20 protein-coding genes and 1 pseudogene are annotated in these 23035 nt (G+C 68.3%); 12 read left to right on the forward strand and 9 right to left on the reverse strand.

Annotated elements, in window-relative coordinates:
• The first annotated feature begins 10 nt into the window (after positions 1-10).
• The 8 genes from serB (at position 11) to ACIA75_RS19985 (ending at position 8039) form a co-directional block, all read left to right on the forward strand.
• On the forward strand, positions 11-1228 hold the full coding sequence (serB, locus tag ACIA75_RS19950) for a phosphoserine phosphatase SerB (RefSeq protein WP_397105998.1): 1218 nt from the start codon (positions 11-13) through the stop codon (positions 1226-1228).
• A gap of 91 nt (positions 1229-1319) precedes the next feature.
• Positions 1320-2129: an aminoacyl-tRNA hydrolase gene (locus ACIA75_RS19955; protein WP_397106001.1), complete on the forward strand. Its 810-nt coding sequence runs from the start codon at positions 1320-1322 to the stop codon at positions 2127-2129.
• 38 nt (positions 2130-2167) lie between these two features.
• Positions 2168-3001, forward strand: a complete 834-nt coding sequence (locus ACIA75_RS19960) for an ABC transporter ATP-binding protein (RefSeq protein ID WP_397106004.1) — start codon at positions 2168-2170, stop codon at positions 2999-3001.
• Between the two features lie 379 nt (positions 3002-3380).
• Positions 3381-4214: an NUDIX hydrolase gene (locus ACIA75_RS19965; RefSeq protein ID WP_397106704.1), complete on the forward strand. Its 834-nt coding sequence runs from the start codon at positions 3381-3383 to the stop codon at positions 4212-4214.
• 11 nt (positions 4215-4225) lie between these two features.
• Positions 4226-5014, forward strand: coding sequence for an enoyl-CoA hydratase-related protein (locus ACIA75_RS19970; protein WP_397106006.1), 789 nt, complete (start codon positions 4226-4228; stop codon positions 5012-5014).
• A gap of 72 nt (positions 5015-5086) precedes the next feature.
• Complete coding sequence (locus ACIA75_RS19975; RefSeq protein ID WP_397106009.1) at positions 5087-6064, forward strand: class I SAM-dependent methyltransferase; 978 nt, start codon at positions 5087-5089, stop codon at positions 6062-6064.
• Positions 6064-7290, forward strand: a complete 1227-nt coding sequence (locus tag ACIA75_RS19980; RefSeq protein WP_397106011.1) for a class I SAM-dependent methyltransferase — start codon at positions 6064-6066, stop codon at positions 7288-7290. The genes ACIA75_RS19975 and ACIA75_RS19980 overlap by 1 nt, the downstream gene beginning before the upstream one ends.
• 134 nt (positions 7291-7424) lie before the next feature.
• Positions 7425-8039, forward strand: a complete 615-nt coding sequence (locus tag ACIA75_RS19985) for a GNAT family N-acetyltransferase (RefSeq protein ID WP_397106013.1) — start codon at positions 7425-7427, stop codon at positions 8037-8039.
• On the opposite strand, the gene ACIA75_RS19990 is transcribed toward ACIA75_RS19985, so the two are convergent.
• From ACIA75_RS19990 to ACIA75_RS20000, 3 genes are all read right to left on the reverse strand, one after another.
• Positions 8040-9512 (reverse strand): ABC transporter substrate-binding protein, encoded by a 1473-nt coding sequence (locus tag ACIA75_RS19990; protein ID WP_397106015.1) that lies wholly within the window; start codon positions 9510-9512, stop codon positions 8040-8042.
• Positions 9509-11563, reverse strand: a complete 2055-nt coding sequence (locus ACIA75_RS19995; RefSeq protein WP_397106017.1) for a hypothetical protein — start codon at positions 11561-11563, stop codon at positions 9509-9511. Before ACIA75_RS19995 ends, ACIA75_RS19990 begins: the two co-directional genes overlap by 4 nt.
• 354 nt (positions 11564-11917) lie before the next feature.
• Positions 11918-12139 carry a hypothetical protein gene (locus ACIA75_RS20000; protein ID WP_397106019.1) on the reverse strand — a complete coding sequence of 74 codons (222 nt, stop codon included), beginning with the start codon at positions 12137-12139 and terminating at the stop codon, positions 11918-11920.
• A 165-nt stretch (positions 12140-12304) separates the two neighbouring features.
• Here ACIA75_RS20000 and ACIA75_RS20005 point away from each other — a divergent pair, with 165 nt between their 5' ends.
• Entirely contained in the window at positions 12305-12853 is a 549-nt protein-coding gene (locus ACIA75_RS20005; protein ID WP_397106022.1) for a DUF1697 domain-containing protein, read from the forward strand.
• Between the two features lie 57 nt (positions 12854-12910).
• Here ACIA75_RS20005 and ACIA75_RS20010 read toward each other — a convergent pair whose 3' ends face one another.
• Complete coding sequence (locus tag ACIA75_RS20010) at positions 12911-13660, reverse strand: acyltransferase (protein WP_397106024.1); 750 nt, start codon at positions 13658-13660, stop codon at positions 12911-12913.
• A gap of 145 nt (positions 13661-13805) precedes the next feature.
• Between ACIA75_RS20010 and ACIA75_RS20015 the strand changes: the two genes are divergently transcribed.
• Entirely contained in the window at positions 13806-15116 is a 1311-nt protein-coding gene (locus ACIA75_RS20015; protein ID WP_397106026.1) for a PQQ-binding-like beta-propeller repeat protein, read from the forward strand.
• Positions 15117-15353: 237 nt separating this feature from the next.
• On the opposite strand, the gene ACIA75_RS20020 is transcribed toward ACIA75_RS20015, so the two are convergent.
• The 3 genes from ACIA75_RS20020 to ACIA75_RS20030 are packed head-to-tail and all read right to left on the reverse strand — an operon-like array spanning position 15354 to position 18936.
• Positions 15354-16616, reverse strand: coding sequence for a glycosyltransferase family 4 protein (locus ACIA75_RS20020; RefSeq protein WP_397106028.1), 1263 nt, complete (start codon positions 16614-16616; stop codon positions 15354-15356).
• Positions 16613-18154, reverse strand: coding sequence for a 1,4-alpha-glucan branching protein domain-containing protein (locus tag ACIA75_RS20025; protein ID WP_397106030.1), 1542 nt, complete (start codon positions 18152-18154; stop codon positions 16613-16615). Before ACIA75_RS20025 ends, ACIA75_RS20020 begins: the two co-directional genes overlap by 4 nt.
• Positions 18151-18936: a class I SAM-dependent methyltransferase gene (locus tag ACIA75_RS20030; RefSeq protein WP_397106032.1), complete on the reverse strand. Its 786-nt coding sequence runs from the start codon at positions 18934-18936 to the stop codon at positions 18151-18153. The genes ACIA75_RS20025 and ACIA75_RS20030 overlap by 4 nt, the downstream gene beginning before the upstream one ends.
• 181 nt (positions 18937-19117) lie before the next feature.
• On the opposite strand from ACIA75_RS20030, the gene ACIA75_RS20035 reads away from it, so the two are divergent.
• Together ACIA75_RS20035 and ACIA75_RS20040 are read left to right on the forward strand one after the other, a co-directional pair.
• Positions 19118-19903, forward strand: a complete 786-nt coding sequence (locus ACIA75_RS20035) for an electron transfer flavoprotein subunit beta/FixA family protein (protein ID WP_397106034.1) — start codon at positions 19118-19120, stop codon at positions 19901-19903.
• Positions 19904-19940: 37 nt separating this feature from the next.
• Positions 19941-20897 (forward strand): electron transfer flavoprotein subunit alpha/FixB family protein, encoded by a 957-nt coding sequence (locus ACIA75_RS20040; RefSeq protein ID WP_397106036.1) that lies wholly within the window; start codon positions 19941-19943, stop codon positions 20895-20897.
• A 95-nt stretch (positions 20898-20992) separates the two neighbouring features.
• Here ACIA75_RS20040 and ACIA75_RS20045 read toward each other — a convergent pair whose 3' ends face one another.
• Together ACIA75_RS20045 and ACIA75_RS20050 are read right to left on the reverse strand one after the other, a co-directional pair.
• Positions 20993-22138, reverse strand: a complete 1146-nt coding sequence (locus ACIA75_RS20045) for a hypothetical protein (protein WP_397106706.1) — start codon at positions 22136-22138, stop codon at positions 20993-20995.
• A 63-nt stretch (positions 22139-22201) separates the two neighbouring features.
• Positions 22202-22942 (reverse strand): annotated as a pseudogene (locus tag ACIA75_RS20050) (TylF/MycF family methyltransferase); the annotation flags it as partial.
• Positions 22943-23035: the final 93 nt, after the last annotated feature.

The following is a 23035-nucleotide window of genomic DNA, read 5'->3' on the forward strand; positions in this document are numbered from 1 at the left end:
AGCACTCACCTTGGCCGAGACGACCGTTCTCGTCACCGTGACCGGGCCCGACCGTCCGGGTGTGACGTCGGTACTGCTGACCGCGATGTCGCGGCATCGGGTGAGCCTGCTCGATATCGAACAGGTGGTGATCCGCGGCCGGCTCACGCTGGGCGTGCTGATCAGCTGCCCGTCCGATCCCGAGGCCCTGCAGGACGAACTCGAAGAGGCGATGAACACCGTCGGCATGCAGGTCGATGTGGATGTCGACGCCGACTCCGCGCGGGCACCCGTATCGACGCACGCCGTAGTGGTGCTGGGCGCGCCGGTGACGGCACGGGCGTTCAGTGCCGTCTCCCGGGAATTGGCGGCACTCGAGGTGAATATCGACCTCATCCGCGGCATCGCCGACTATCCGGTCACCGGGATGGAACTCATGGTCACCGCGCCGGACCGGCCCGGTGATACCGACGCCCGGCTGCGGACGGCGCTGGCCGAGGTCGCCGTGACCGAGCGGGTCGATATCGCCGTGGAACGGGCGGGACTGGCGCGGCGGGCCAAACGACTGATCGTGTTCGATGTGGATTCGACGCTGATCCAGGGCGAGGTCATCGAAATGCTGGCGGCGTACGCGGGCGTCGAGGAACAGGTGCGCGCGGTCACCGAGGCGGCGATGCGCGGTGAGATCGATTTCGCGGAATCGCTGCGCCAGCGGGTCGCGACACTGGCCGGGCTCGACGAATCGGTGATCGCGGAGGTCGCGGCGACGATCGAGCTCACGCCGGGCGCGCGCACGACGATCCGGACGTTGAAGCGGCTGGGCTTCCGCTGCGGTGTCGTATCGGGCGGGTTCCGGCAGGTGATCGACCCGCTCGCGCGGGAACTCGACCTGGATTTCGTCCGGGCGAACGTGCTGGAAGTGGTCGACGGCACACTCACCGGGCGGGTGACCGGCCAAATCGTGGACCGCGCCTACAAGGCGACCGCACTGCGGGCATTCGCGGCCGAATCCGGGGTGCCGATGGAGCAGACGGTGGCGGTCGGGGACGGGGCCAACGATATCGACATGCTGAACGCGGCGGGCCTGGGTGTGGCGTTCAATGCCAAACCGGCGCTGCGTGAGGTCGCCGATACGGCGCTCTCGCATCCCTATCTGGACGCGGTGCTGTTCATCCTGGGTGTCACCCGGGACGAGGTGGAGGCGGCGGACGCCGAGGACGGGCTGCTGCGCCGGGTACCGCTGGGCTGAGTTCCGGGAGTCGGCACCGCGCCGGGCTGTTTGTTGGGTGCGTGGGTAGGCTGTCGTCCGGTGTTGGTCGGGTGCTGGGAGGTTTTGTGTGATGCTGCCGGATAGCGAGTCGGATGTGGCGCCGGATCTCGCGGCCGACCCGGAAATCGACTTCTACAGCGACCCAGGGTTTTCCGAGCGGCACGCCGAGCTCGCGGCGGGGTACGGAGGGTCGGGCGATCCGGACGATCCCGCTCAGGTCCAAGCCATGCAGATGGTGTTGCATCTGCCCAAAACCGATCCGCCGGCGCGCAGCGATGTGCTCGCGGCCGCGGCCGGTGCGGCGGTTGCGCTGTGCCTGGACCCGCGGGTCGGTGCCGCGGGCGAATGGGAGCAGCCGTACTTGGCGTGGAAGCGGTCGCGGATCAGGAAGGTGGCGCGCCGGGCGCGGGGCGCGCAGTGGGCGGGCGCGAACGAGGTGCCCGGGGTGACCGTCGAGAGCGGCGGGGCGCTGGTACGTGCGCTCGTTCCGGGGCCGGTGGGGGCGGTCGATCCGCGCATCCGGCGGCTCCAGATCGGCGGCACCGACCTCGAATCCGACGATCCCGGAGCCGTCCCGCTGGATGTTCCGGTGTTCTGGGTGAACGCCGCGCTCGGTATGACGGTCGGCAAGGCCGCCGCGCAGGTCGGGCATGCGAGCATGCTCTTCGCGGGCGCGCTTCCGGTGGAACAGGCGCGGACCTGGGCGGAGCGTGGGTTCGCCTGCGCGGTGCGCGAAGCGGGCCCGGACGAGTGGGAGATGCTGCGGACGGCGGTGGCGCGCAGTGCGGCGACCGCGGTACGCGACGCGGGTTTCACCGAGGTCGCCCCCGGCTCGACGACGGTGATCGCCACCCGGCCCGCACGACTCGATCATTGGTAGCGTGCCCGGTGCCGTGATCGCGGACGGCTCGAGACAAGATGGAGGCCGTGGCGCACCCCGATCCAGATTTGCTCATCGACTTCACCAACGTTTCCATCCGCCGCAACGGGCACACCCTCGTCGGTCCCGTCACCTGGCAGGTCGAACTCGACGAACGCTGGGTGGTGTTGGGTCCCAACGGCGCCGGGAAGACGTCGTTGCTGCAGATCGCGGCCGCCGAAACGCATCCGTCCTACGGCACCGCCTACGTTCTGGGTGAACGCCTCGGCAAAACGAACGTCAGCGAACTGCGGCCGCGGATCGGTCTGTCGTCGGCGGCGCTGGCCGCCCGGATCCCGGCGGACGAACGGGTGGCGGATCTCGTGGTCTCCGCGGGCTACGCGGTACTCGGCCGCTGGCGCGAACAGTACGACGAGATGGACACCGACCGGGCGATCGACATGCTGGAAAGCCTGGGCGCCGAACATCTTCTGGACCGCACCTACGGCACGCTGTCGGAGGGTGAACGCAAACGGGTGCTGATCGCCCGCGCGCTGATGACCGACCCGGAACTCCTGCTGCTCGACGAACCGGCGGCCGGCGTCGACCTCGGCGGCCGTGAAGAACTGGTCGAAAGCCTCGGCGACCTCGCCGCCGACCCCGATGCCCCGGCCCTGGTCCTGGTCACCCACCACGTCGAGGAGATCCCGCCCGGCTTCACCCACTGCATGCTGCTGAGCGAAGGCGAGATCGTCACCCAGGGCCTGATCACCGATGTCCTGACCGCCGAAAACCTCAGCGAAGCGTTCCGCCAGTCCATCGCCCTGGACCGGATCGACGACCGCTATTTCGCCCGCCGCAAACGCCGCCTCGGCCGCCACCGCTCCCGCTGAGCTGTGTTTTTTGGCGGCGCCTCCGGCGCCGCGGGTTCGGGGCCCCCTTGGTCTCGAATCTTCACTCCTCCGCTCCTCCGCTCCTCCGCTTCGCTCCCCGCTCCGTCGCTCCAGATCCGAGACGGGCCCCGAACCACCGGATGCGGACCGTCCGCATGCGCAGAGACGGGGTGAAGTCGGATGCGGACAGACCTGTGGGCAGCATGTCCACCGGCCAACTTCGCGGACTGGCCTGCTGGACAGGCTCGCATCCGCACCGAGCCCGGCCGGTGGTGGGCGGTCGGGTGGGTCGGAGGGCACGGGTTACTGTGCAGGGGTGAGTGAGACGACTGTGCCGGATTCCCGTGAGGTGCCCGAGGCCAAGGACGCATCGACGGTGATGCTGGTGCGCGACGGTGCGGACGGTCCGGAGGTTTTCCTGCAGCGGCGGGCCGGCGCCATGGAGTTCGCCGCCGGGATGACCGCCTTCCCCGGTGGGCGGGTGGATCCCGTGGACGCCGAGGTCGAGATCGAATGGGCCGGACCGGCGCCGAGCTGGTGGGGGCAGCGGTACGGGGTGTCCGCGGCGCGGGCCAAGGCGCTGGTCTGCGCGGCGGTGCGGGAGACATTCGAGGAGTGCGGGGTGCTGCTGGCCGGCCCCACCGCCGCGACCGTGGTCGCCGATACCGCCGGCTATCGGGGGCAGCGGGAGCGGATCGAAGGCCGGGATCTCACGCTGGCCGAATTCCTGGCCGAGGAGAAGCTCGTGCTGCGGGCCGATCTGTTGCGGCCGTGGGCGCGCTGGATCACCCCGACCGTGGAACGCCGCCGCTACGACACCAATTTCTTCGTCGCGGTGTTGCCCGAGGGCCAGCTCGCCGACGGCGCGACCTCGGAAACCGACCTGGTGACATGGTCGACTCCGGCCACCGCGCTGGCCACCTGGAAAACCGGGGAGCATGTGCTGCTGCCCCCCACCTGGTCGCAGCTGACCTCGCTCAGCGGCTACGCGAATACCGCGGAAATCCTGGCTGCCGAACCGGCCATCGAGCCGATCCAGCCGGAATTCGGTGAAGTGGACGGCAAGAAACTGCTGAAGTTCCCGGACAATATGCGCTACTTCGCCGACCTACCGGATCCGTCCCGGCTGCGGGGGTCCAAAGGAATGCGCGATACGGACCCGTCGCTGCTCGGTGGTTCCGGGCCCGGCGGCGGCGGTTCGGGCGCCCGGTAGCGTATCGGCCCATGGCCGAATTCGTATCCCTGTCCCGGCTCGAGCCCGACCACGCCGACGGTTCCGGCCGCGGTGTGGCGGTGCTGCGGATCGCCCGGCCGCCGCTGAATCTGCTCGGCACCCAGCTGATCCGCGAGATCGCCGAGGCTGCTGAGACCTGCGGCGCCGATCCGTCGATCGCGGCACTGGTGGTCTACGGCGACGAGCGGGTCTTCTGCGCGGGCGACGATCTGGCCGAACTCGCCGAGCTACCGGCCGAGCAGGCCGCGGCGATGGCCGCCGATCTGCAGGCAGCTCTCGGGTGCCTGGCCCGGATTCCGCAGCCGACGGTCGCGGCGATCAGCGGCTATGCGCTCGGTGCCGGTCTGGAACTCGCGCTGGGCGCGGACCGGCGGATCATCGGTGACAATGTGAAGCTCGGGTTGCCGCAGATCGGCACCGGGCTCATCCCGCTCGCCGGTATCCGGCGCCTGTCCCTGCTGATCGGCCCGGGTGCCGCCCGGGATCTTGTCTTCACCGGGCGTTTCGTCGAACCGGACGAGGCGGCGCGGCTGGGCTTGGTCGATCAGGTGGTCGCACCCGACGACGTCCTCGATTCCGCGATCGCCTGGGCCCGGCAGTTCGTCACCGGCCCGGCGCGGGCGCTGGCGGCGGCCAAGGCGGTGTTCGAGGCGGGCCCGCACGGTCACGAACGCGCCCGCGACGAATGGGCCCGGCTGTTCACCACCGCCGATCAGCGCGTCGGAACCCGCTCCCACCTGCGGGACGGCCCGGGCTTCGCCGAGTTCACCGGCGCCTGAACGAGGCGTGGCCCACCCGGACCTACCCGGTGGTATCAACGCCGTGACTGGCAAAGGATAGGCTGTCCGACCATGACGGTACGCCCCGACGACCCCGCACCACATCCGCACGCCACCGCCGCGGAGGTCGCAGCAGCATTCGAGGACACCAAGCTCGCCCAGGTGCTCTATCACGACTGGGAAGCCGAGACCTACGACGACAAATGGTCGATTTCCTATGACGAACGCTGTATCGACTACGCCCGCGGCCGGTTCGACGCCGCGGTCGGCGAGGTGGATCTGCCGTACGACCGGGCCCTGGAACTGGGCTGCGGGACCGGGTTCTTCCTGCTGAACCTGATGCAGTCGGGGATCGCAAAGAGCGGTTCGGTCACCGACCTGTCGCCCGGCATGGTCAAGGTCGCCTTGCGCAACGCCGAACACCTGGGCCTCGATGTGGACGGCCGGGTCGCCGACGCGGAGACCATCCCCTACGACGACGACACCTTCGACCTGGTCGTCGGGCACGCGGTCCTGCACCACATCCCGGACGTGGAGCAGTCGCTGCGGGAATGCCTGCGGGTGCTCAAGCCGGGCGGCCGCTTCGTTTTCGCCGGTGAACCCACCACCATCGGCAACCTCTACGCCCGCAACCTGGGCAACATCACCTGGAAGGCCACCACCGCCGTCACCAAACTCCCGTTCCTGCGGGATTGGCGCCGGCCCCAGGAGGAACTGGACGAATCGTCGCGCGCCGCCGCCCTGGAGGCCGTGGTCGACCTGCACACCTTCGATCCGGCCCAGCTCGAGGATATTGCCCGTTCCGCGGGTGCGATCGAGGTCGCCGCGAAAACCGAGGAGTTCGCCGCCGCGCTGTGGGGCTGGCCGGTGCGCACCTTCGAGGCCGCTGTCCCGGACGAGAAACTCACCTTCGGTTACCGGATGGCGATGTACCGGGCGTGGCTCGGGTTGAGCTGGCTGGACGAGAACGTCATGCGCCGGGTGGTCCCGCGCCAGTTCTTCTACAACGCCATGATCACCGGAGTGAAACCGGCCGCCGCCGGAAAGTAGTGGGATACGGCTTCAGCGCGGCCGATATCGCCTACCTGGCTTCGCCGCCGGGTGTGGCCGCGCTGGCCGAGGTCGCGGAACTCGAACTGACCTCGGCCTCCCAGTTGCGCGATGTGGCGGCGGTACGCCGCACCCACGGGGACCGGGCGTCCGCACTGATCGAAACGGTCCGCCTGCGCCGCCGGGCGGCCGTGAAACTGTCCGGCGCGCAGCACTGGCTGTTCACCGACGACGCGCTCCAACAGGCCACCCCGACCCGGGTCGCCCGGCACCGCGCCCGCCGGCTGGCCGGACGCGACGTCCACGATGTGACCTGCTCGATAGGCGCGGAACTGGCCGAGCTGGTCCGAGTCTGTCCCCGCGTCGTCGGCAGCGATCTGGATCCGATCAGGCTCGCCATCGCCCAGCACAACGTGCGCGACGCCGGTGCCGTCGCCGAAAATGCAGCAGAGGTCGGGGAAAGCGGCCTCCAGGGCCCGATGGGAACAATTCTGCTGGCGCAGGCGGACGCGTTGGTGCCGTGCACGTCCGGCACGGCGATCATCGCTGATCCCGCTCGCCGGGCGGGTGGTAGGCGTACGCACGATCCGAGCGCGCTGCAGCCGCCGCTACCGGATCTGCTCGACGCCTACGCCGGTCGTGATCTGGCGGTGAAATGCGCTCCCGGACTGGATTTCGACCTGCTCGCCTGGGCGGGCGAGGTCGAGGTGGTGTCGTTGGACGGTGCGGTGCGTGAAGCGTGCCTGTGGTCCCCAGGTCTCGGTGAACCCGGCGTGACCCGCCGGGCCACCGTGCTCACCGGCGCGGACGGTGTCACCACCCTCACCGATGCCGACCCCGACGATATCCCGGAGCGGGCGCCGGGGGAGTGGATCATCGACCCGGACGGTGCGGTGGTCCGCGCCGGGCTCGTCCGCCACTACGCCGCACGCCACGGACTGTGGCAGCTCGATTCCCGCATCGCCTACCTCACCGGCGACCGGGTTCCCGACGGTATGCGCGGGTTCCGGATCATCGATCGCCTCGATGTCCGCGAGAAAACCCTGCGGACCGAACTCCGGCGCCGGGACTGCGGCGCCCTGGAGATCCTGGTTCGCGGTGTGGACGTCGATCCGGATGCCCTGCGGCGCCGGCTGAAGCCGTCCGGTTCCGAGCCTTACACCCTCGTGATCACCCGGATCGGCCGTACCGCGGCTGCGTTCTTGTGCCGTGCCTCCCGCGCGTGAGAGGTGGCGGCGGGTTCGCCGTGGCCCGCGGGGAATCGTCCCGTTCGTCGGAAGCATCCGCTGCGCGCCGGAAACACACTGGCCTCGACGTGCCCGCCCGGGTAAACAGACTGCAGCCGACACCGAGGAGTGCCATGGGTAGCGAGTACTGGCAGCGTCCCCCGACATTGCGCGGCGACCACGTGCTGGTGCGGCCGCTGGAGCCCGGCGATGCGGACGGGTTGGCCGCCGCGCACGACGACCCGGACACCCTCCGGTACTTCCCCGAGGGCATCGAATCACAGCCGCCGTCACCGGAAACCGTCGCGCACGCCCTGTCCTCCGGCCGTCAGGTGCTGGTACCGGTAGACCTCCGCGACGGCCGGATCCTCGGGACCACATCGCTGTACAACATGGACGAGCGGCACGGCCGGGTGACCATCGGCTTCACCTGGTATTCGCGCCGGGTCCGCGGCACCGTCTGCAATCCGGAAACGAAATTACTGCTGCTGGACCATATTTTCGGCACCCTCGGGGCGCAGCGGGTGGAGTTCACCGTCGACGATCGGAACATCCGCTCCCGCGACGCCGTGACCGCCCTCGGCGCGGTGCAGGAGGGAATCCTGCGGCAGCATGCCCGGCGCCGGGACGGTAGCCGCCGGAACACGGTGGTCTATTCGATCCTCGCCGACGAGTGGCCGCAGTCCAGGATCCGGCTCACCGACCGGATCGCTCGCCGCGTGGCAGCCACGGACGGGCCGGTCTCCTAGCTACCCGCTACTTGTCACGGACAGCCCCACATACTCCGGTCGTTCCCCGACATTGGCTTTCAGGATGAGAATGGGTTTTCCGGTCGGCAGCCCTTGTTCGTCGAAGGACAGCATTCCGCTCGCCCCGCTGATCTGGGCGGCCTCGTGTAGCCCTTTCAGCGTCTGGATCACTTGGCCCGGTGTCACGACGGTGCCGGCGTAGTCGGCCGCCTGCCGGATCGCGTGGACGGCGGTCAGCACGGCATCGTGTTCCATGACGGCGGCGAAATCGTCCAGCGGATCGGCGGACAATGCGCGATAGCAGAGGTCTCCCGCGCATTCGTCCGCGAACCGTGCGACGGCGACCTGGTTGAACAGGTCCGGGCGCAGGCGCCAGGCCTCCTCGTGCACCAGCCCGGTGTACAGCACCGACACCCGGTTCTCCAACGCGATTCGGGCGGGACTGTCCGCGAGGTTGTAGTAGGCCATGTCATCGCCGGTGACCACCTGGATCTGTAGTTCCGGGCAGGTGCGTTCGGCCAGCACGGTCAGGAAGCTGAGCGCGTGGGCGGCCCGGCCCGCGAAATAGATGGTGTCCGGGGTGTTCCGGCAGATGTTCGGCAGCATGCCGCGGAATGCGGTGGCCACGTTGCCGACTTCGGAATCGTAGGGTGCCACTCGGCCGACGATCCGTTGCGGCTGTTCGGCAAAGCGTGCGCGGAAGGCCGCGTCCAGAGCGCGGCCGTAGTGGTCGGTCGGATTATCGTCGCGGACGACCATGATCCGGTCGGCATCGGTGGCCAGGTACTCGGCGGCGGCGCGCGCGTGACCGGCGGCGGTGGGCGAAACCCGATAGAACCCCCGGACCACCGGCAGGTCGTCGGCGGTGAGCGTGGAGCCGATCACCGGGATCTGCAGCGCGGAAAGGCGCTCGACCGCCCGGCCGGCGTCCTGGACGCTGAACGCGATACCGGTGACCGCGACGATATGGTCGGCCTCGCGACGTTCCTCGATCTTGCCGACGGTGGTTTCCCATTCGCCGAACAGATTGCCGGGGTGCGCCACCAGCAGTTTGATCTTGGGTGTGGCGGCGGCTCGGTTCTCCGCCAGCTGGGCCAGATGCGCGCCCTCGAGCCGATGCCGGATCCCCGCCATGGTGACAATGCTTTCGTCGCCCTCGCCGGCCGTCATCGGCGACATCGTCACCACGCTCACGTACGGATCCCCGGAGGTTTCGACGCGGCGGTTCTCGTCGAGGATGCGCTGCTCGATATCGCGGAGTTCCGTGGCGAAAACATGACTGCCGTCGGTGACTCCGACGCATTCGCGGTCCGGCCCGCTGTACACGACTCCGGGGCCGCAGCTGTTGTCCTCCCGGAAGAATGTGGGTACCCAGATCGCCGCGCCCACGACCAGCGCCACCACCACGAAGGTAGCCGGAACCCACCACCATTTCCGGTAGCTCGGGGGTGGTGGCTGGATCAGGGTGCTCATCGATATCTCTCCGCCCGTTCGTACAGCAGCAGTGCCCCGCGGCCGAGACCGCGGGCCAATTGCCGGATTTCGTTCTCGATGGTGCGGTTCAGGGTTCGCTGCGGATCGCCCAGCGGATCGTTGGACACCCACAGCGCCGCGATCAGCCAGGCGATATCGTCCGCCGGGTCCATCCCGTTGTCCCGGACGATCGTTTCGACCTGCGTGAACGGGGTTTCCTCGCTGTCCGGCCGGCGCGGGGCCGAGGTGATCAGGTCGAGATCGGAGAGCCAGGCGGTGGCCGCGGTCCGGCTGAATTCGGGGTGTCCGGGTACGAACGGGCGGCTGAGGTATTCGACGGCATCGCCGAGGCAGCCGAGCGCGAGATCGTGGTAGACGGCTTCGACTTCGGCCGCCGCCTCGCCCTCCGCGAAATGGCGCCGATACAGGTCGCGGCACACCTGATGGGTGCTGTTCCAGTCCCGGGGGTCGTCCGGTTCACGGTCGGCGAGTTCGCAGAGCAGGATGCGGCGTAACCAGGTGTCGAGCACCATCTCCGGTTCCGGGCCGTCCAGGGTCCGGATCCAGAGCCGGTTGCGCAGTTCCTGCAGCAGTGCCTCGCCGTCGGGGAGCGCGGAATCCAGGACTTCCGGGTGATAGAGCGTATCCACGGTGCGGCCCGCGGCGGCGGTCACCAGGTCGCGCAGACTCTCGGCGTCCAGGAAATCGCCGAGCAGCCGTTCCCGGGCACGCTCGAGTACGGTGCCCGGAGCTTCCAGCGGTTCGTCGAGCGGATCGTGCCGGGTGCCCACGGGTGTGGTCAGTACGGTGCGGGCGCCGGTGAGCGGGTCGTCCTCGCCGGACTGGTCCAGAGCGGCGATGACATCGGCGGTTCCGGCCGCGTTCCCGCCGGTCAGCGCGCGGACGAAAGCCGCCACCCGGGGAACCGAACGGAGCCGCTGTTCCGCGGCGAGGTCACCGGTGGTCTGGACGCTCAGCCGGCTCAGGTCCACCAGATACCAAGGGAACCAGTGGGCGGCGGGATCGTCGGTGGCCGCCCAGTCGGTACCGATATCGGGCGGATTGCGCGGGGACGGCCATTCGATCCCGCCCGTCCGGTGTTCGGGTTCGCGGCGCTCGTTGTCCTCGCTGAAACGGTGCATACCGGGGCGGTGCCAGCATTCGCTCCATGCGGGCAGCCACTGGGCACTGGTCGCGACGACCACCAGCGGATCGGGTTCGGAGCCGTCGCGGCGCCGTGCCTCGCGCAGGGACTGCAGGAACATCCGGCCCGACGGGGTATGCGCGTTGTCCAGCAGCAGTACGGAATTGAGTGTCCGGCGCGTCCCGCGCACCCCGCTGTAGGCGTGCCGCAGATCGTGCAGGAACGCCATCCCGAAGATCGCGTCGGCCTCGGCGCGCGATTCCTCGTCGCCGTGCGCCCACTTGGCGAGGTCGATGAGCATATCCGCGCGTTGGACCTGATCGCCGGTGAGCCGCGGCCCCTGGCTGATCCGGCGCCGGATGTTCAACCGGGTCAGGCTCTGCAGCAGGGTTTCCACGGCCATCCCGACCCACGGGGACAAACCTTCCGGTACCTGTCCCGCGGCGTCGAGGATATCGGTGACCCCCTTGCTGCGCGCCTCCATCGGCTGCGCACTGGAGATGACATCGCGCAGATTTCGCAGCGACGCACGACGATTGTCTTCCTGCATATGCAGTGTGCTGCCCACGGCCACCAGGCACAGCCACAATTGCGGGAAGGTGATCCGGCCGAATTGCCGCCGGTGCCTGCCGAGTTCGAAGGCGAGTTCGCCGAATACTTCGCGCGGAGCGCGTTCGCCTTGGGCCAGGTCGATATGGGCGAGTGGGAGTTTCGCGCAGCGCTGCGCGAGTGACTGCAACAGAACGGTTTTCCCGCTACCAGGGGGACCGACGGCCACCACCACCGGCAGCGACCGGCTCCGCCCCTCCGGCCGCTGCACCAGCTGTTCGATCAACGTCCCGGTGATCGGTTCCAGGCCGTGCAATTTCGGGCCTTCCACAGGTATCGCCCCTCCCGGCTCCGCCATCGATCTCCGGTTTATCGATTCTCGGTACCATAAGCGTCCCGGACGCTCGCCGCGCGCCGGGTGAACCGGTCGGAGATATCGATCAGTAGAACTATCGTAGGTTCTGCTGTGCGCGTGAACATGTGGATGGCCCGATCAGCGGTACCGAGCGGGCGGATCTCGGTAGATTGTGCTGTCGGATCGGTTGCGGAAATCGAAATGTGAAACGGAGGAATACGTTTCGTATTGCGTGGTGGGGCGGTGCCGCGCGGGCGGCGGGTACCGGGGATGGGGACGATGATCCGGCAGTAGGCCCGGGGACGGGGGAGTCCTCGGGCCTACTGCCGGGTGCAGTGTTCTCGGGTCGGGGCGCGCTCAGTCCCCCGACACCGAAGCCGACAACGACGACAACAGGCACAGCGGGGTCGGGGGGTACTGCATTGTGCAGACGACCCCGATATCTGTGGGCACCTCCCGCTGCTCCACGACCGGCTGTGACTGTGGCACTACCGGCAGAGCCGAGGAAGTGGCCGCGGTCGCGGCCGGGATGGTCAGCAGGGCCGCCGCGAGGAGGCCGGCTCGGAGAATTCGACGCATAGCTATTTCCTTTCCGACCGGGCTGTACCGATCAGAAGGGAAGGTAGCGACATTCCCGGCCGGAACACAGACCCGAGTTACCCTGCCCGTGATTCTCTGGGCACCCGGGATTTTCCCGGGAACGGGCCGGGCGGGGGTGTCGGTCCCCTGGAGTACGGTCGGCCCATGACAAGATACGCGGCGTTGCTACGCGGGATCATGCCCAGCAATCCGAATATGAGCAACGAGAAGCTGCGCGGGGTGTTCACCGGGCTCGGCTTCGAATCGGTGGCGTCGGTGCTGGCCAGCGGCAATATCGTCTTCGCCACGGAAACCACTCCCGGCGCCGAACTCGAGGACCGTATCCAGGACGCGTTGAACGCGGAACTCGGAATTCCGGGCGGCACGATAATCCGCGATTATGCCGAACTCCGTGCTCTGCTCGACCGCGACCCGTTCGCCGGTTACACCCACGGCCGCGAAACGTACCTCACCGCGACCTTCTTCAAGGACGCCGCGCATCCCCGGGTCGAATTACCCACCGAGTCGGATCCGCTGACACAAGTCGTCGGTTACGACACCGAGGCCCGGGCGTTCCTGGCCATGAGTGACAATTCCACGCCGAAAACCCCGGACTTCATGTCGTGGCTGGAGCGTAACTACGGGAAAGACATCACCACCCGGACCTGGCTCACCGTGCAGCGCATTGTGAAGAAGATGGAATCGGTGAAATAGCACCGGCGCGGCCCCGGGCCGCGACGAAGCAAAGTCGCGCCGCGGTCCGGTATCCGTTCACGCGTCCTGCGCGACCCCGTTCTTCTTCCGTTCGATATCGGCGAGCGCGGCTTCCCGGGCCGCGCGTTCGGCGGCGCCGGCCTCCCAGGTCGATTTCCGGTTCTTGACCACCCGGGCGGGGGCGCCGACCGCGATACTGAAATCCGGGATCTCGCCCTTCACCACCGCGTGTGCACCCAGGACGCAACCGCGCCCGACCCGGGTTTCGCGCAGGACGGTCACCTTGGCGGCGATCCAGGTGTCGGGGCCGATGCGAACCGGGCTCTTCACGATGCCCTGGTCCTTGATCGGCATGGTGATGTCGTCCATCCGGTGATCGAAGTCGGTGATGTAGCACCAGTCCGCGACCAGCGTGGATTCCCCGATTTCGATATCGAGGTAGGTGTTGACCACGTTGTCCTTGCCGAACACGACTTTGTCGCCGATCCGCAGCGATCCCTCGTGGCAGCGGATGGCATTACCGTCGCCGATATGGACCCAGCGGCCGATCTCGAGCCGGCCGAGACCGGGGGTGGCGTGGATTTCCACCCGTTTACCCAGGAACACCATGCCGCGCAGGATCACATGCGGATTGGCCAGCCGGAATTTCAGCAGCCGGTAGTAGCGCACCAGGTACCAGGGTGTGTAGGCGCGGTTGGCCAGGACCCAGCGCAGCGAATCGCGGGTGAGGAAACGGGCCTGCCGCCGGTCCCGTCGCCGGGAACCCTGCCAGCGTGTGCGCAACGGTGCGCCCCACATGCTCGTCACGACGTCACTCCTGTTTCTCTGGGGTATCCCGTGGCCACTACGCCGAACAGCCTACTTTCGAACTCCGCGAGCCCGGCCTATACCCTTCCGTTAATCTCACACACAGGTGGGCCCGGGGAGACTGGACGACGGAGGAGACCAGCAGGTGCGTATCGGCGGCGGCGTACGAACCGTGTCCTGGCTCGCGGTGACGGTGGCGGTGGTGGGTGTGCTCACCGCCTGCGGTACCGATGTGGACGACATCACGGTCGGGCGGGGGCTGGGCTGGCCCGCGGCGGGGCACGAGGCCCGCAACAGCAGCAATACCCAGGTCACCGGGTCCCGGGCGTTGAGTCTGAGGTGGTCACGTCCGGTCGGCGGCCCGATCACCCAGCCGGTGACGGTGGGCTCGGAGGGGCAGATCTTCGTCACCAGTCGCACGGATATGAACTGCGAGATCTTCTCCTACCAGATGCGCACGGGCCGGAAACGGTTCTGCAACCCGCTCGGCCCCCATTCGATCTACTCGCCGACGCTGCTCGACGGTGCGAGCAATGTGTACGTCGGGCTGGACAGCGCGGTGGAATCGGCGAACCAGCTCGGCCAGCCGCGCTGGCGGACCCCGGTCGCCGGGGTGCCGACCGGCATGCAGTTCACCGGTGACGGTCATCTGCTGGTGATCACCCAGTCGGGCCAGGTGGATGTGCTGGAACGGCAGACCGGTAAGCGGATGGTCCCCACCCAGCAGTTGCTGCCGCGCCCCGATTTCCTGCAGACCCCCAACCTCGATTGGCCACCGGCCGGGGAAGGCATGGAGGACTGCCGGACCGGTGGCCCGGACTGCGCGGTGGCCACTATCGCCGCGATGGACGTCGACACCGGGCGGATCTATGCGACGGTGCGCAAACCCGGCGAATCCGATGCCTCCCTGGTGGCCTTGCGCTACGCGGACGGCAAGGTCGAGCAGGAGTGGAGCAGCAAGATCCTCGCGGACGGCAGCGCCACCGATCCCGCTCTCTCCGCCGACGGTGAGACGCTCTACATCGGGGACAACAGCAAACGCCTGCTGGCGGTGAACACCGCGGACGGTAAGCCGAAATGGGAGGCGCATCTGGACTGGGCGCCGCGCCGCGGTATCTCGGTCTCCGATGACGGGCTGATCCTGCCGGCGGGCGACGACGGCTATCTGATGGCCCTCCGGGATACCGGCACCAGTTATGAACGGGTCTGGGAGCGCAAGGATCTCGCGTTGCGCGGGACTCCGGTGCAAACGGCCGGCGGTACGGGCTACGTCACCGCCGCCATCGGCGAAGGTCTGAATCTGATCACCTTCGACACCGAAACCGGCGCCACCCTGGATTCCGATGTACTCCCCGGCGCGGCGGGCACCACCACCGGTACCGCGGTGGGCGCCGAAGGTGAAGTCGTGGTCGCGACCCGGATCGGCGAGATCTTCGCGTTCCGCGAGAAAGCCTGATCCGGTCGGCCGCCGACACCCGGAACCGGCGCGAGGACGCGACGCCGGTCGCAGCTCCACGAGAGCAAAACCCGGCCGTGCACGGAATCGGCACCCTTTCACCCGATCGGCGTACCGACGATCGTCGAGCCGAGTGCGCAGTTCCGGCGGACCGCCCGTGTATTCGGCAGACGGGCGCAACTACATGCGTTGCTCGGCCCCGACCGACCCCTCAGGGGCGGTGCTCGGGGAAGGTGCTCATATCGGCTGGCCGGGATCGCGTTCGGGGAGCGGGCGGCGGTCGATCTCGGGGCGGCCGAGCGGCGTGCGAACGCGGCGTTTGGCACCCGAGTAGACCCCGGCGGTTTCCGCGGCGACCACATCCCAGGCGAAGTCTTCGGTGAGCCGGTCGCGGGCGGCGCGGGCACGCTGTTGCGCGGCGGTGGGGTCGTCGAGTACCGCCACCACCGCCTCCACCAGGCCGTGGACATCCGCGGGTTCGAACGAGGCCCCGGTGATCCCGTCGATCACGGCCTCGCCGAGCCCGCCCGCGGTCGAGGTGACCAGCGGTGTCCCGGCGGCGGCCGCTTCCAGTGCGACGATCCCGAACGGTTCGTAGCGGCTCGGCAGCACGATGGCGTCGGCGCCGTGCAGCCAGCCCAGGAGTTCGGCATGGTCCAGCTGACCCGCGAAATGCACCGCCCGGGCCACCCGGTGCGTGCGGGCGCGTTCGCGCAGCCATTCGAACTGGGTGCCGACCCCTGCGATGGTCAGGGTGGTCCCGGGATGGGCGCGGCGGATCCGGGGGAGCGCGGCGATGGCGTCCTGGATCCCTTTCTCGTATTCGAGCCGCCCCACGTAGAGCAGCCGCGGCGGCCCGCTGCGCGGCGGCCGGGCACGGAAGGTCCAGGCCCCCACGTCGATTCCGTTGCGGATCACATGCACCGGGACCCGATCGGGACGGTAGAGGCGCTCGACCTCGTCCTGCATGGACGCCGAACAGGTGATGAGGGCGTCCGATTCGTTGGCCAGCCACCATTCGACCGAATGCACCTGCCGGTTGACCCGGCCCGCCACCCAGCCGCTGTGCCGGCCGGCTTCGGTGGCGTGGATGGTCGACACCAGCGGGACGTCGTAGTACTCGGCCAGCGTGATCGCCGGATGCGCCACCAGCCAGTCGTGCGCGTGCACCACATCGGGGGTCCAGCCCTCACCGATGCCGGGTTTGTCCAGCGCGGTACCGGCACGCACCATGGCATGCCCCATGGCCAGCGTCCAAGCGAGCATGTCCTCGCCGAAATCGAAGATCGGCGGATCCTCGGCGACCGCCACCACCAGGACGCCCTCGGCGACGAACGAATGGGTGGGATGGGTGGCCGGGCTGGTGCCGGTGGGGCGCCGGGCCAGCACCACCACTTCGTGGCCGGCCGCCGCGAGCGAGGTCGCCAGATGGTGGACATGCCTGCCCAGCCCACCGACAACGACCGGTGGGTACTCCCACGACACCATCAAGATCTTCATCGGGGTCCTTCTGCTGGGGTGACGCGTAGCCTACGCGCGTCCAGGGCCGGGAACATCCCGTCGGCCACAGCCCATCCTGCCGCCAATTCCCGGGCCCGGTCGAGTTGTCCGGCTCCAACGGCGCCAGCGATCTCCCGGACGGCGTGCGCGTGCTGGTGCGCGCGGTCCCGGGCGTAGCCGGCGGCGGAATCCTTACTGACCATGAACGCCCAATCGCTGGACACCGTGAGAATGGCTTCGCGCACGAGCTGATCGGCGACCGGATCGCGACCCGTGGGTGCGGCGGCGCGCATCTTCGCGGTCGTGTCCAGGGCGAGCCGGACGATATCGTCGTTCAGATCCACCAGGTCACGCACCTGATCGCCGGCCCAGACCCGCCAGTCCTTGCCCGATCCCCAGGACGAATCGGATAGCGGTACCGGATCTCCGACGAATCCGCGGTCGCGGGCGTCGGCGAGCGTTCCCACGGTGACTCCCGCTTCCGGGAGTGCGCGCAGTACCTGGGCCAGCCACTGCGGGCCCTCGTGCCACCAGTGCCCGTAGAGCTCGGTATCGAAGGCCGCGACCACCAGGGCGGGCCGCCCGATCCGTTCGGATTCGGTGATCAGCCGCTCGCGCACGGTCGCCACGAAATCGGCCACATCCCGTTCGACCTGTGCGGCGGCCAGTTCGGGGTCGTAGGGCGCCTTGTCCGGGCCGGCCACCGTTTTCCCGGTGACCCGTGCGGGTTTGAGGCCGGTGGCGTGGTCGTAGTGGTGGAAATCCCGGTAGGCGCCGTTGCCGGGGTAGCCGGATTTCGGCGACCACACCCGGTAGCTCACGGTCAGATCGCGCCCGAACGCCACCACGGGGGAGTCCCGCACCGGTCGTCCGAGGCTCGTATCGCCACGCAGGGCGGGCCCGTCGACCATGAAATGCGTCACACCCGCGGCGGCGTAGCCCTCCTCCATACCGGGGGTGAAACCGCATTCCGGCGCCCAGATTCCCGACGGGGTGTGCCCCCAGCGCAGGCGGGCATCGGTGAGGCCTTCGCGGAGCTGGAAGTCCCGCAGCCGCTCGTCCAGCAGTGGCTGGAACGGGTGAGCCAGCGGGCCGCCGAGCAGTTCGATGGTCTCGGCGTCGAGCAGCTGCCGCCAGACCGGTGCCGCCCCGTGCCGCCAGTTCTGCTCGAATTCGGTCAGCGCCGCGGCCGCGAGCCGGTGCTCGTGGCGGCCGAGCGCGGGGTTACCGGACATGGCGGCCTCGTCCGCCCGCAACTGCCAGTTGCCCAGCCAGTGGTGCATCCCCGCCAGCGAGTGTGGATCGTCCAATTGTGCTGCGAGAACAGGAGTTATCCCGAGCGTCAGCAGATGTGAACGGCCTTCGGCCGCGAGGGTGCGCAGCACCTCGACCACGGGCAGGTACGACGCCGCCCAGGACTGGTAGAGCCATTCCTCCCCGACCGGCCACCGTCCGTGGTGGGCCAGCCAGGGCAGATGGGAGTGCAGGACGAGGGTGAACTGCCCCGGTACCGCATTACCGGTGTTGTTGCTGCTCAAGGCTTCACCGCGCGCGCGACGAGGTCCAGGCTGGCGTCGATGTCGACCGGGGTCAGCGCGAAATCGTCGACGGTGATACCCGCGACATCGGCGGTGAGTTCGGCCGGCCAGGGCTCACCGGCCAGTGCGCGCTCGATCTGCGCGTCGATAAAGGAGCCGCCGTGCTTGTCGTCCAGTGCGCGCAGGCTCGGGCCGTGATGGACGCCGGTCATCAGTTCCACGCGAAAACCGGCTTCTTCGAGCAGTCCGGTCAGTTCGGCGGCATCGAGCTCACGGGTGTGGAACGGGTTCAGCGGGGTGTCGCGGCCGGGGGAGAAGGTGATCCGGTTGGGGGTGCTGATGAGCAGTTCACCGCCCGGGCGCAGCACCCGCAGGCATTCGCGCAGAAACTGCACCTGATCCCAAAGATGTTCGATCACTTGGAAATTCACGACGGTATCCACCGCGTCATCGGGCAGTGGGAGAGCGGCCAGATTGCCGCGGATCATCCGCACTCGTGGGTATCGCGCGCGCACATGTGCTGCCGCGCTGCGGTCGTAGTCGAGCCCGACCACGGCCGTCGCGACGCCGGCGATCATATTCGCGCCGTACCCTTCGCCCGATCCCGCTTCGAGGACCACCCTGTCCGCGCAGCGTGACAGCAGCCGGTCGTAGACGATCTCGTGCCGCCGGAACCAGTAGTTCTCCTCCGCGATACCCGGCACCGTCCGCTCGCCGGTCAACGGCAGCGGCTCCAGTACGTCATGGGTTGCCGGTGCGGCGGGAATCACAGCCTCGCTCATTGCGACGAGGTTACTGGTACTGCCCGGTACACGGGTTGCGTGGGGCCGTGCTTGTAAGTTACCCACGAGTAACTTAACGTAGGGTAATGTCTCGGCCTGAGCTACTCATATGGACGTACGGCCGCTGGAGATCGTGCGACCGCCAATACAGGTAACCAGAACAGGAGGTCGACGAAGACCGATGCCGAATATCGTCGTACTCATCAAGCAGGTGCCCGATACCTGGTCCGAGCGCAAGCTGACCGACGGTGACTTCACCCTCGACCGTGAAGCCGCCGACGCGGTGCTCGACGAGATCAACGAGCGCGCCGTAGAGGAAGCCCTCCTGATCAAGGAGGCGCAGGGTGGCGAGGTCACCGTGCTGGCCGCCGGTCCGGACCGGGCCACCGAGGCTATCCGCAAGGCGCTGTCCATGGGCGCCGACAAGGCCATCCACATCAACGATCCGGCCATCCACGGCTCCGATACGGTGCAGACCGCATGGGTCCTCGCCGGTGCGCTGGGTCAGGTGGAGGGCGTCGAGCTCGTCATCGCCGGTAACGAGGCCACCGACGGCCGCTCCGGCGCCGTCCCGGCCATCATCGCCGAATACCTGGGCATCCCGCAGCTCACACATCTGCGCAAGCTGACCGTCGACGGCGAGAAGATCACCGGCGAGCGGGAAACCGACGAAGGCGTGTTCAAGCTGGAGGCCACGCTGCCGGCCATCGTCAGCGTCACCGAGAAGATCAACGAACCGCGCTTCCCCTCCTTCAAGGGCATCATGGCCGCCAAGAAGAAGGAAGTGCAGACCTTCACCCTGGAAGACCTGGGTATCGACCCGTCGACCGTGGGTGTGGCCAATGCGGGCACCGCGGTCACCGCGTCCACCCCGAAGCCGCCGCGCACCGCGGGCGAGAAGATCTCCGACGAAGGCGACGGCGGCACCAAGATCGCCCAGTACCTGGTCGGCCAGAAGATCATCTGAGACCCGCACCCGCAGCGACTTCTAGGAGAAGAGAGAAATGGCAGAAGTACTTGTGCTCGTCGAGCACGCCGACGGTGCGGTCAAGAAGGTCAGCACCGAACTGCTGAGCGCCGCCGCCACTCTGGGTGAGCCGTCGGCCGTGGTGCTGGGTGCGCCCGGCACCGCCGACAAACTGTCCGACGCGCTGGCCGCCGCCGGCGCCGCCAAGATCTACGTCGCCGAATCCGACGATGTGGACAACTACCTGGTGACCCCGAAGGTCGATGTGCTCGCCGGCCTGGTCGAATCCGCCTCCCCGGCGGCCGTCCTGGTCGCCGCGAGCGCCGAGGGCAAAGAGGTCTCCGGCCGCCTGGCCGCCCGCATCGGCTCCGGCCTGCTGGTCGACGTGATCGACGTGAAGGCCGACGGCACGGCCCTGCACAGCATCTTCGGTGGCGCCTTCACCGTCGACGCCAAGGCCACCGGCGATGTCCCGGTCATCTCGGTGCGCCCGGGTTCGATCGAGGCCAACCCCTCGGCCGGGGCCGGCGAGAAGGTCACCGTCGAGGTGCCCGCGCAGGAAGAGGGCGTCGTCAAGGTCACCAGCCGGGAACCCGTCGTCGGCGGCGACCGGCCGGAACTCACCGAGGCGAATATCGTCGTCTCCGGTGGCCGCGGTGTCGGTTCGGCCGACAACTTCTCCGTGGTCGAGGCCCTGGCCGATTCGCTCGGCGCGGCTGTCGGCGCGTCGCGTGCCGCGGTCGACTCGGGCTACTACCCGGGCCAGTTCCAGGTCGGCCAGACCGGTAAGACGGTCTCCCCGCAGCTGTACGTCGCTCTCGGTATCTCGGGCGCGATCCAGCACCGGGCCGGTATGCAGACCTCGAAGACCATCATCGCGGTCAACAAGGACGAAGAGGCGCCGATCTTCGAGATCGCCGATTACGGCATCGTCGGTGACCTGTTCAACGTCGCCCCGCAGCTGACCGAAGAGGTCAAGAAGCACAAGGGCTGAGCCCCGCGGCGACTGTCCGCGAAGGGTCCTTACCGTGCCCCGGCTGGGTTCACCGGCCGGGGCACGGTGCTGTCTGGGCTCCGCCGCCTCGCCCGTCAGCGAGTGCGTACCCACGGCGGTGCGCCGCTGTCGCGGTTCGTGCCTTTTTCGATGAACACCATGTTGTGGTAGAAGTGCAATCCTTTGACCTGTGTATCGGTATCGCACGGTGTTCTGCCGCCGATCTCCGCGTGGTTGAGGCCGTCGATCAGCCCCGTGACGAAATCCATGGCCGTCGGTGATCCGGGTCCTTCGGCGAAGCTCGGCCAATAGGCGGTCTGCAGATCTTCGATCACATACCAGCCGCCCGCGCGGAGGACGGGGAACAGGGTATGGAACGAAGTGATGATGTGCGAACCGATATGGCTGCCGTCGTCGATGACGATATCGAGCGGTCCGGTGATCGCGGCGACCCCGGCGAGATCGGCGGGTGCGGACTGATCGCCGCGGAGCACCGTCATACGCTGTTCCGACAGGGCGGTCTTGTCGACGATATCCATCCCATAGACGGCGGCGCGACAGAAATAGTTGCGCCACATGCGGAGTGATCCCCCACCCTGCCGCGGGTCGGAATAGCCGCCGACGCCGATTTCCAGAACGGTCAGGGGGCGATCCCGGATCGCCTCGAAATGGTGTTCGTAGTGCCGGGTGTACTGGTGCAGCCCCCATTTGTCGGAACCGGCCGCGGTGCACAGTTCGCTCAGCCCGGGGGAGTACGGGCGATCGATCGAATCGAGGACCCGCCGGACGGTATCGAACATCGGCAGTGCGGTGCCGAAGACGGCGCCGGTATCGCGCCAGGTGATGGACCGGGTCGCGGATGTCGTTGTGCCGCGCGGTCCGAACAGGTTCCCGGCGACCTCCGCCAGCGACTGTGTCACGGTGGCGTCGGTGTCGTTCACCGGGCCGGCGGAATGGAATGCCTCGAACCGGCCCGCAGGGTCGATGTGGATCCGGGTGGCCCACGATTCGGTGCGGTGCCCCAGTACCAGCGCGATATCGGCCGGCGCGCCCGCGCGCGGAACAGTCCGGCAGCGCAGCTCCGCGATCACCAGGCGGGTGACGTGTTCGGCGCCGATCTCGTCGATGACGCTGTCGAGCCGGCCCCCGCCCGCCGCGGCGATCAGATCATCGAGCGCGGAGCGGGTTTCGCTGTGTGGGGCCGGTGTGCCGGCGGCGGCCGCTCGACCGGCCGGCTCCACCGGCCGGTGGTGTGCGGTGGTGGTGTTCCCTGCTGGGGCCGGGGGGGACGAGGGACCTCCGGTCCGCCAGTAGACGCCGCTGCCGTCGATATCGTGTATCCGGTCGGTGATGCCTTGTGCCGCACGGTAATCGTGGACGGCCCGGCGGCAGCCCTCGACGGCGTGGTAGTCGTCGACGATGAGGAACCCACCCGGGGCGAGTTTCGGATAGAGGCCGGTCAGCGCATCCCACGTCGATCCGTACATATCACCGTCGAGGCGCAGGACCGCCAGCTGCTCGATCGGGGCGGTGGGCAGTGTGTCCCGGAACCAGCCCTCGAGGAACCGCACCTGATCGTCCAGCAGGTCGTATCGGCGGAAGTTCTGCCGGACGGTTTCCGAAGGCACAGCGAGGAATTCGATGGTGTGGTGGGTGTCGCCGGTGTCCGCCGGGTACCGTTCCGGGTCGGGTGGTGGCAGGCCCTCGAAGGAGTCGGCCAGCCACACCACCCGGTCGGTCACCTCGTTGGCCGCGAGTACGCCGCGCATCAGGATCGCCGCGCCGCCGCGCCACACACCGGTTTCGATCAGATCGCCCGGAACCCCCTCGTCGAGCACGGTTTGCACGCAGAACTGCACATTGTCCAGCCGTTTCCGGCCGATCATGGTGTGTGCCGCGCTCGGCCAGTCCACACCGTCGGCCCTGGCCTGTTCGTCATAGCCGGCGAATCGCCACGGTGCGACGTTCGCATCGCCGTAGATCGTATTCGCCAGTGCCCGTTTCAGCAGGTCCAGATACTGTTCCCGCAGGGTATGGTCGCGCATATGGTCTACCTCGTGAATGGTGCTGTACCGGCGATGTTTCCCGCGGAGCCTACTCGGCACAGCAGGGTCCGGCGCAGGACCTGGGGTGACCGC

The organism is Nocardia sp. NPDC051750 (assembly GCF_044453135.1).
GTDB lineage: Bacteria > Actinomycetota > Actinomycetes > Mycobacteriales > Mycobacteriaceae > Nocardia.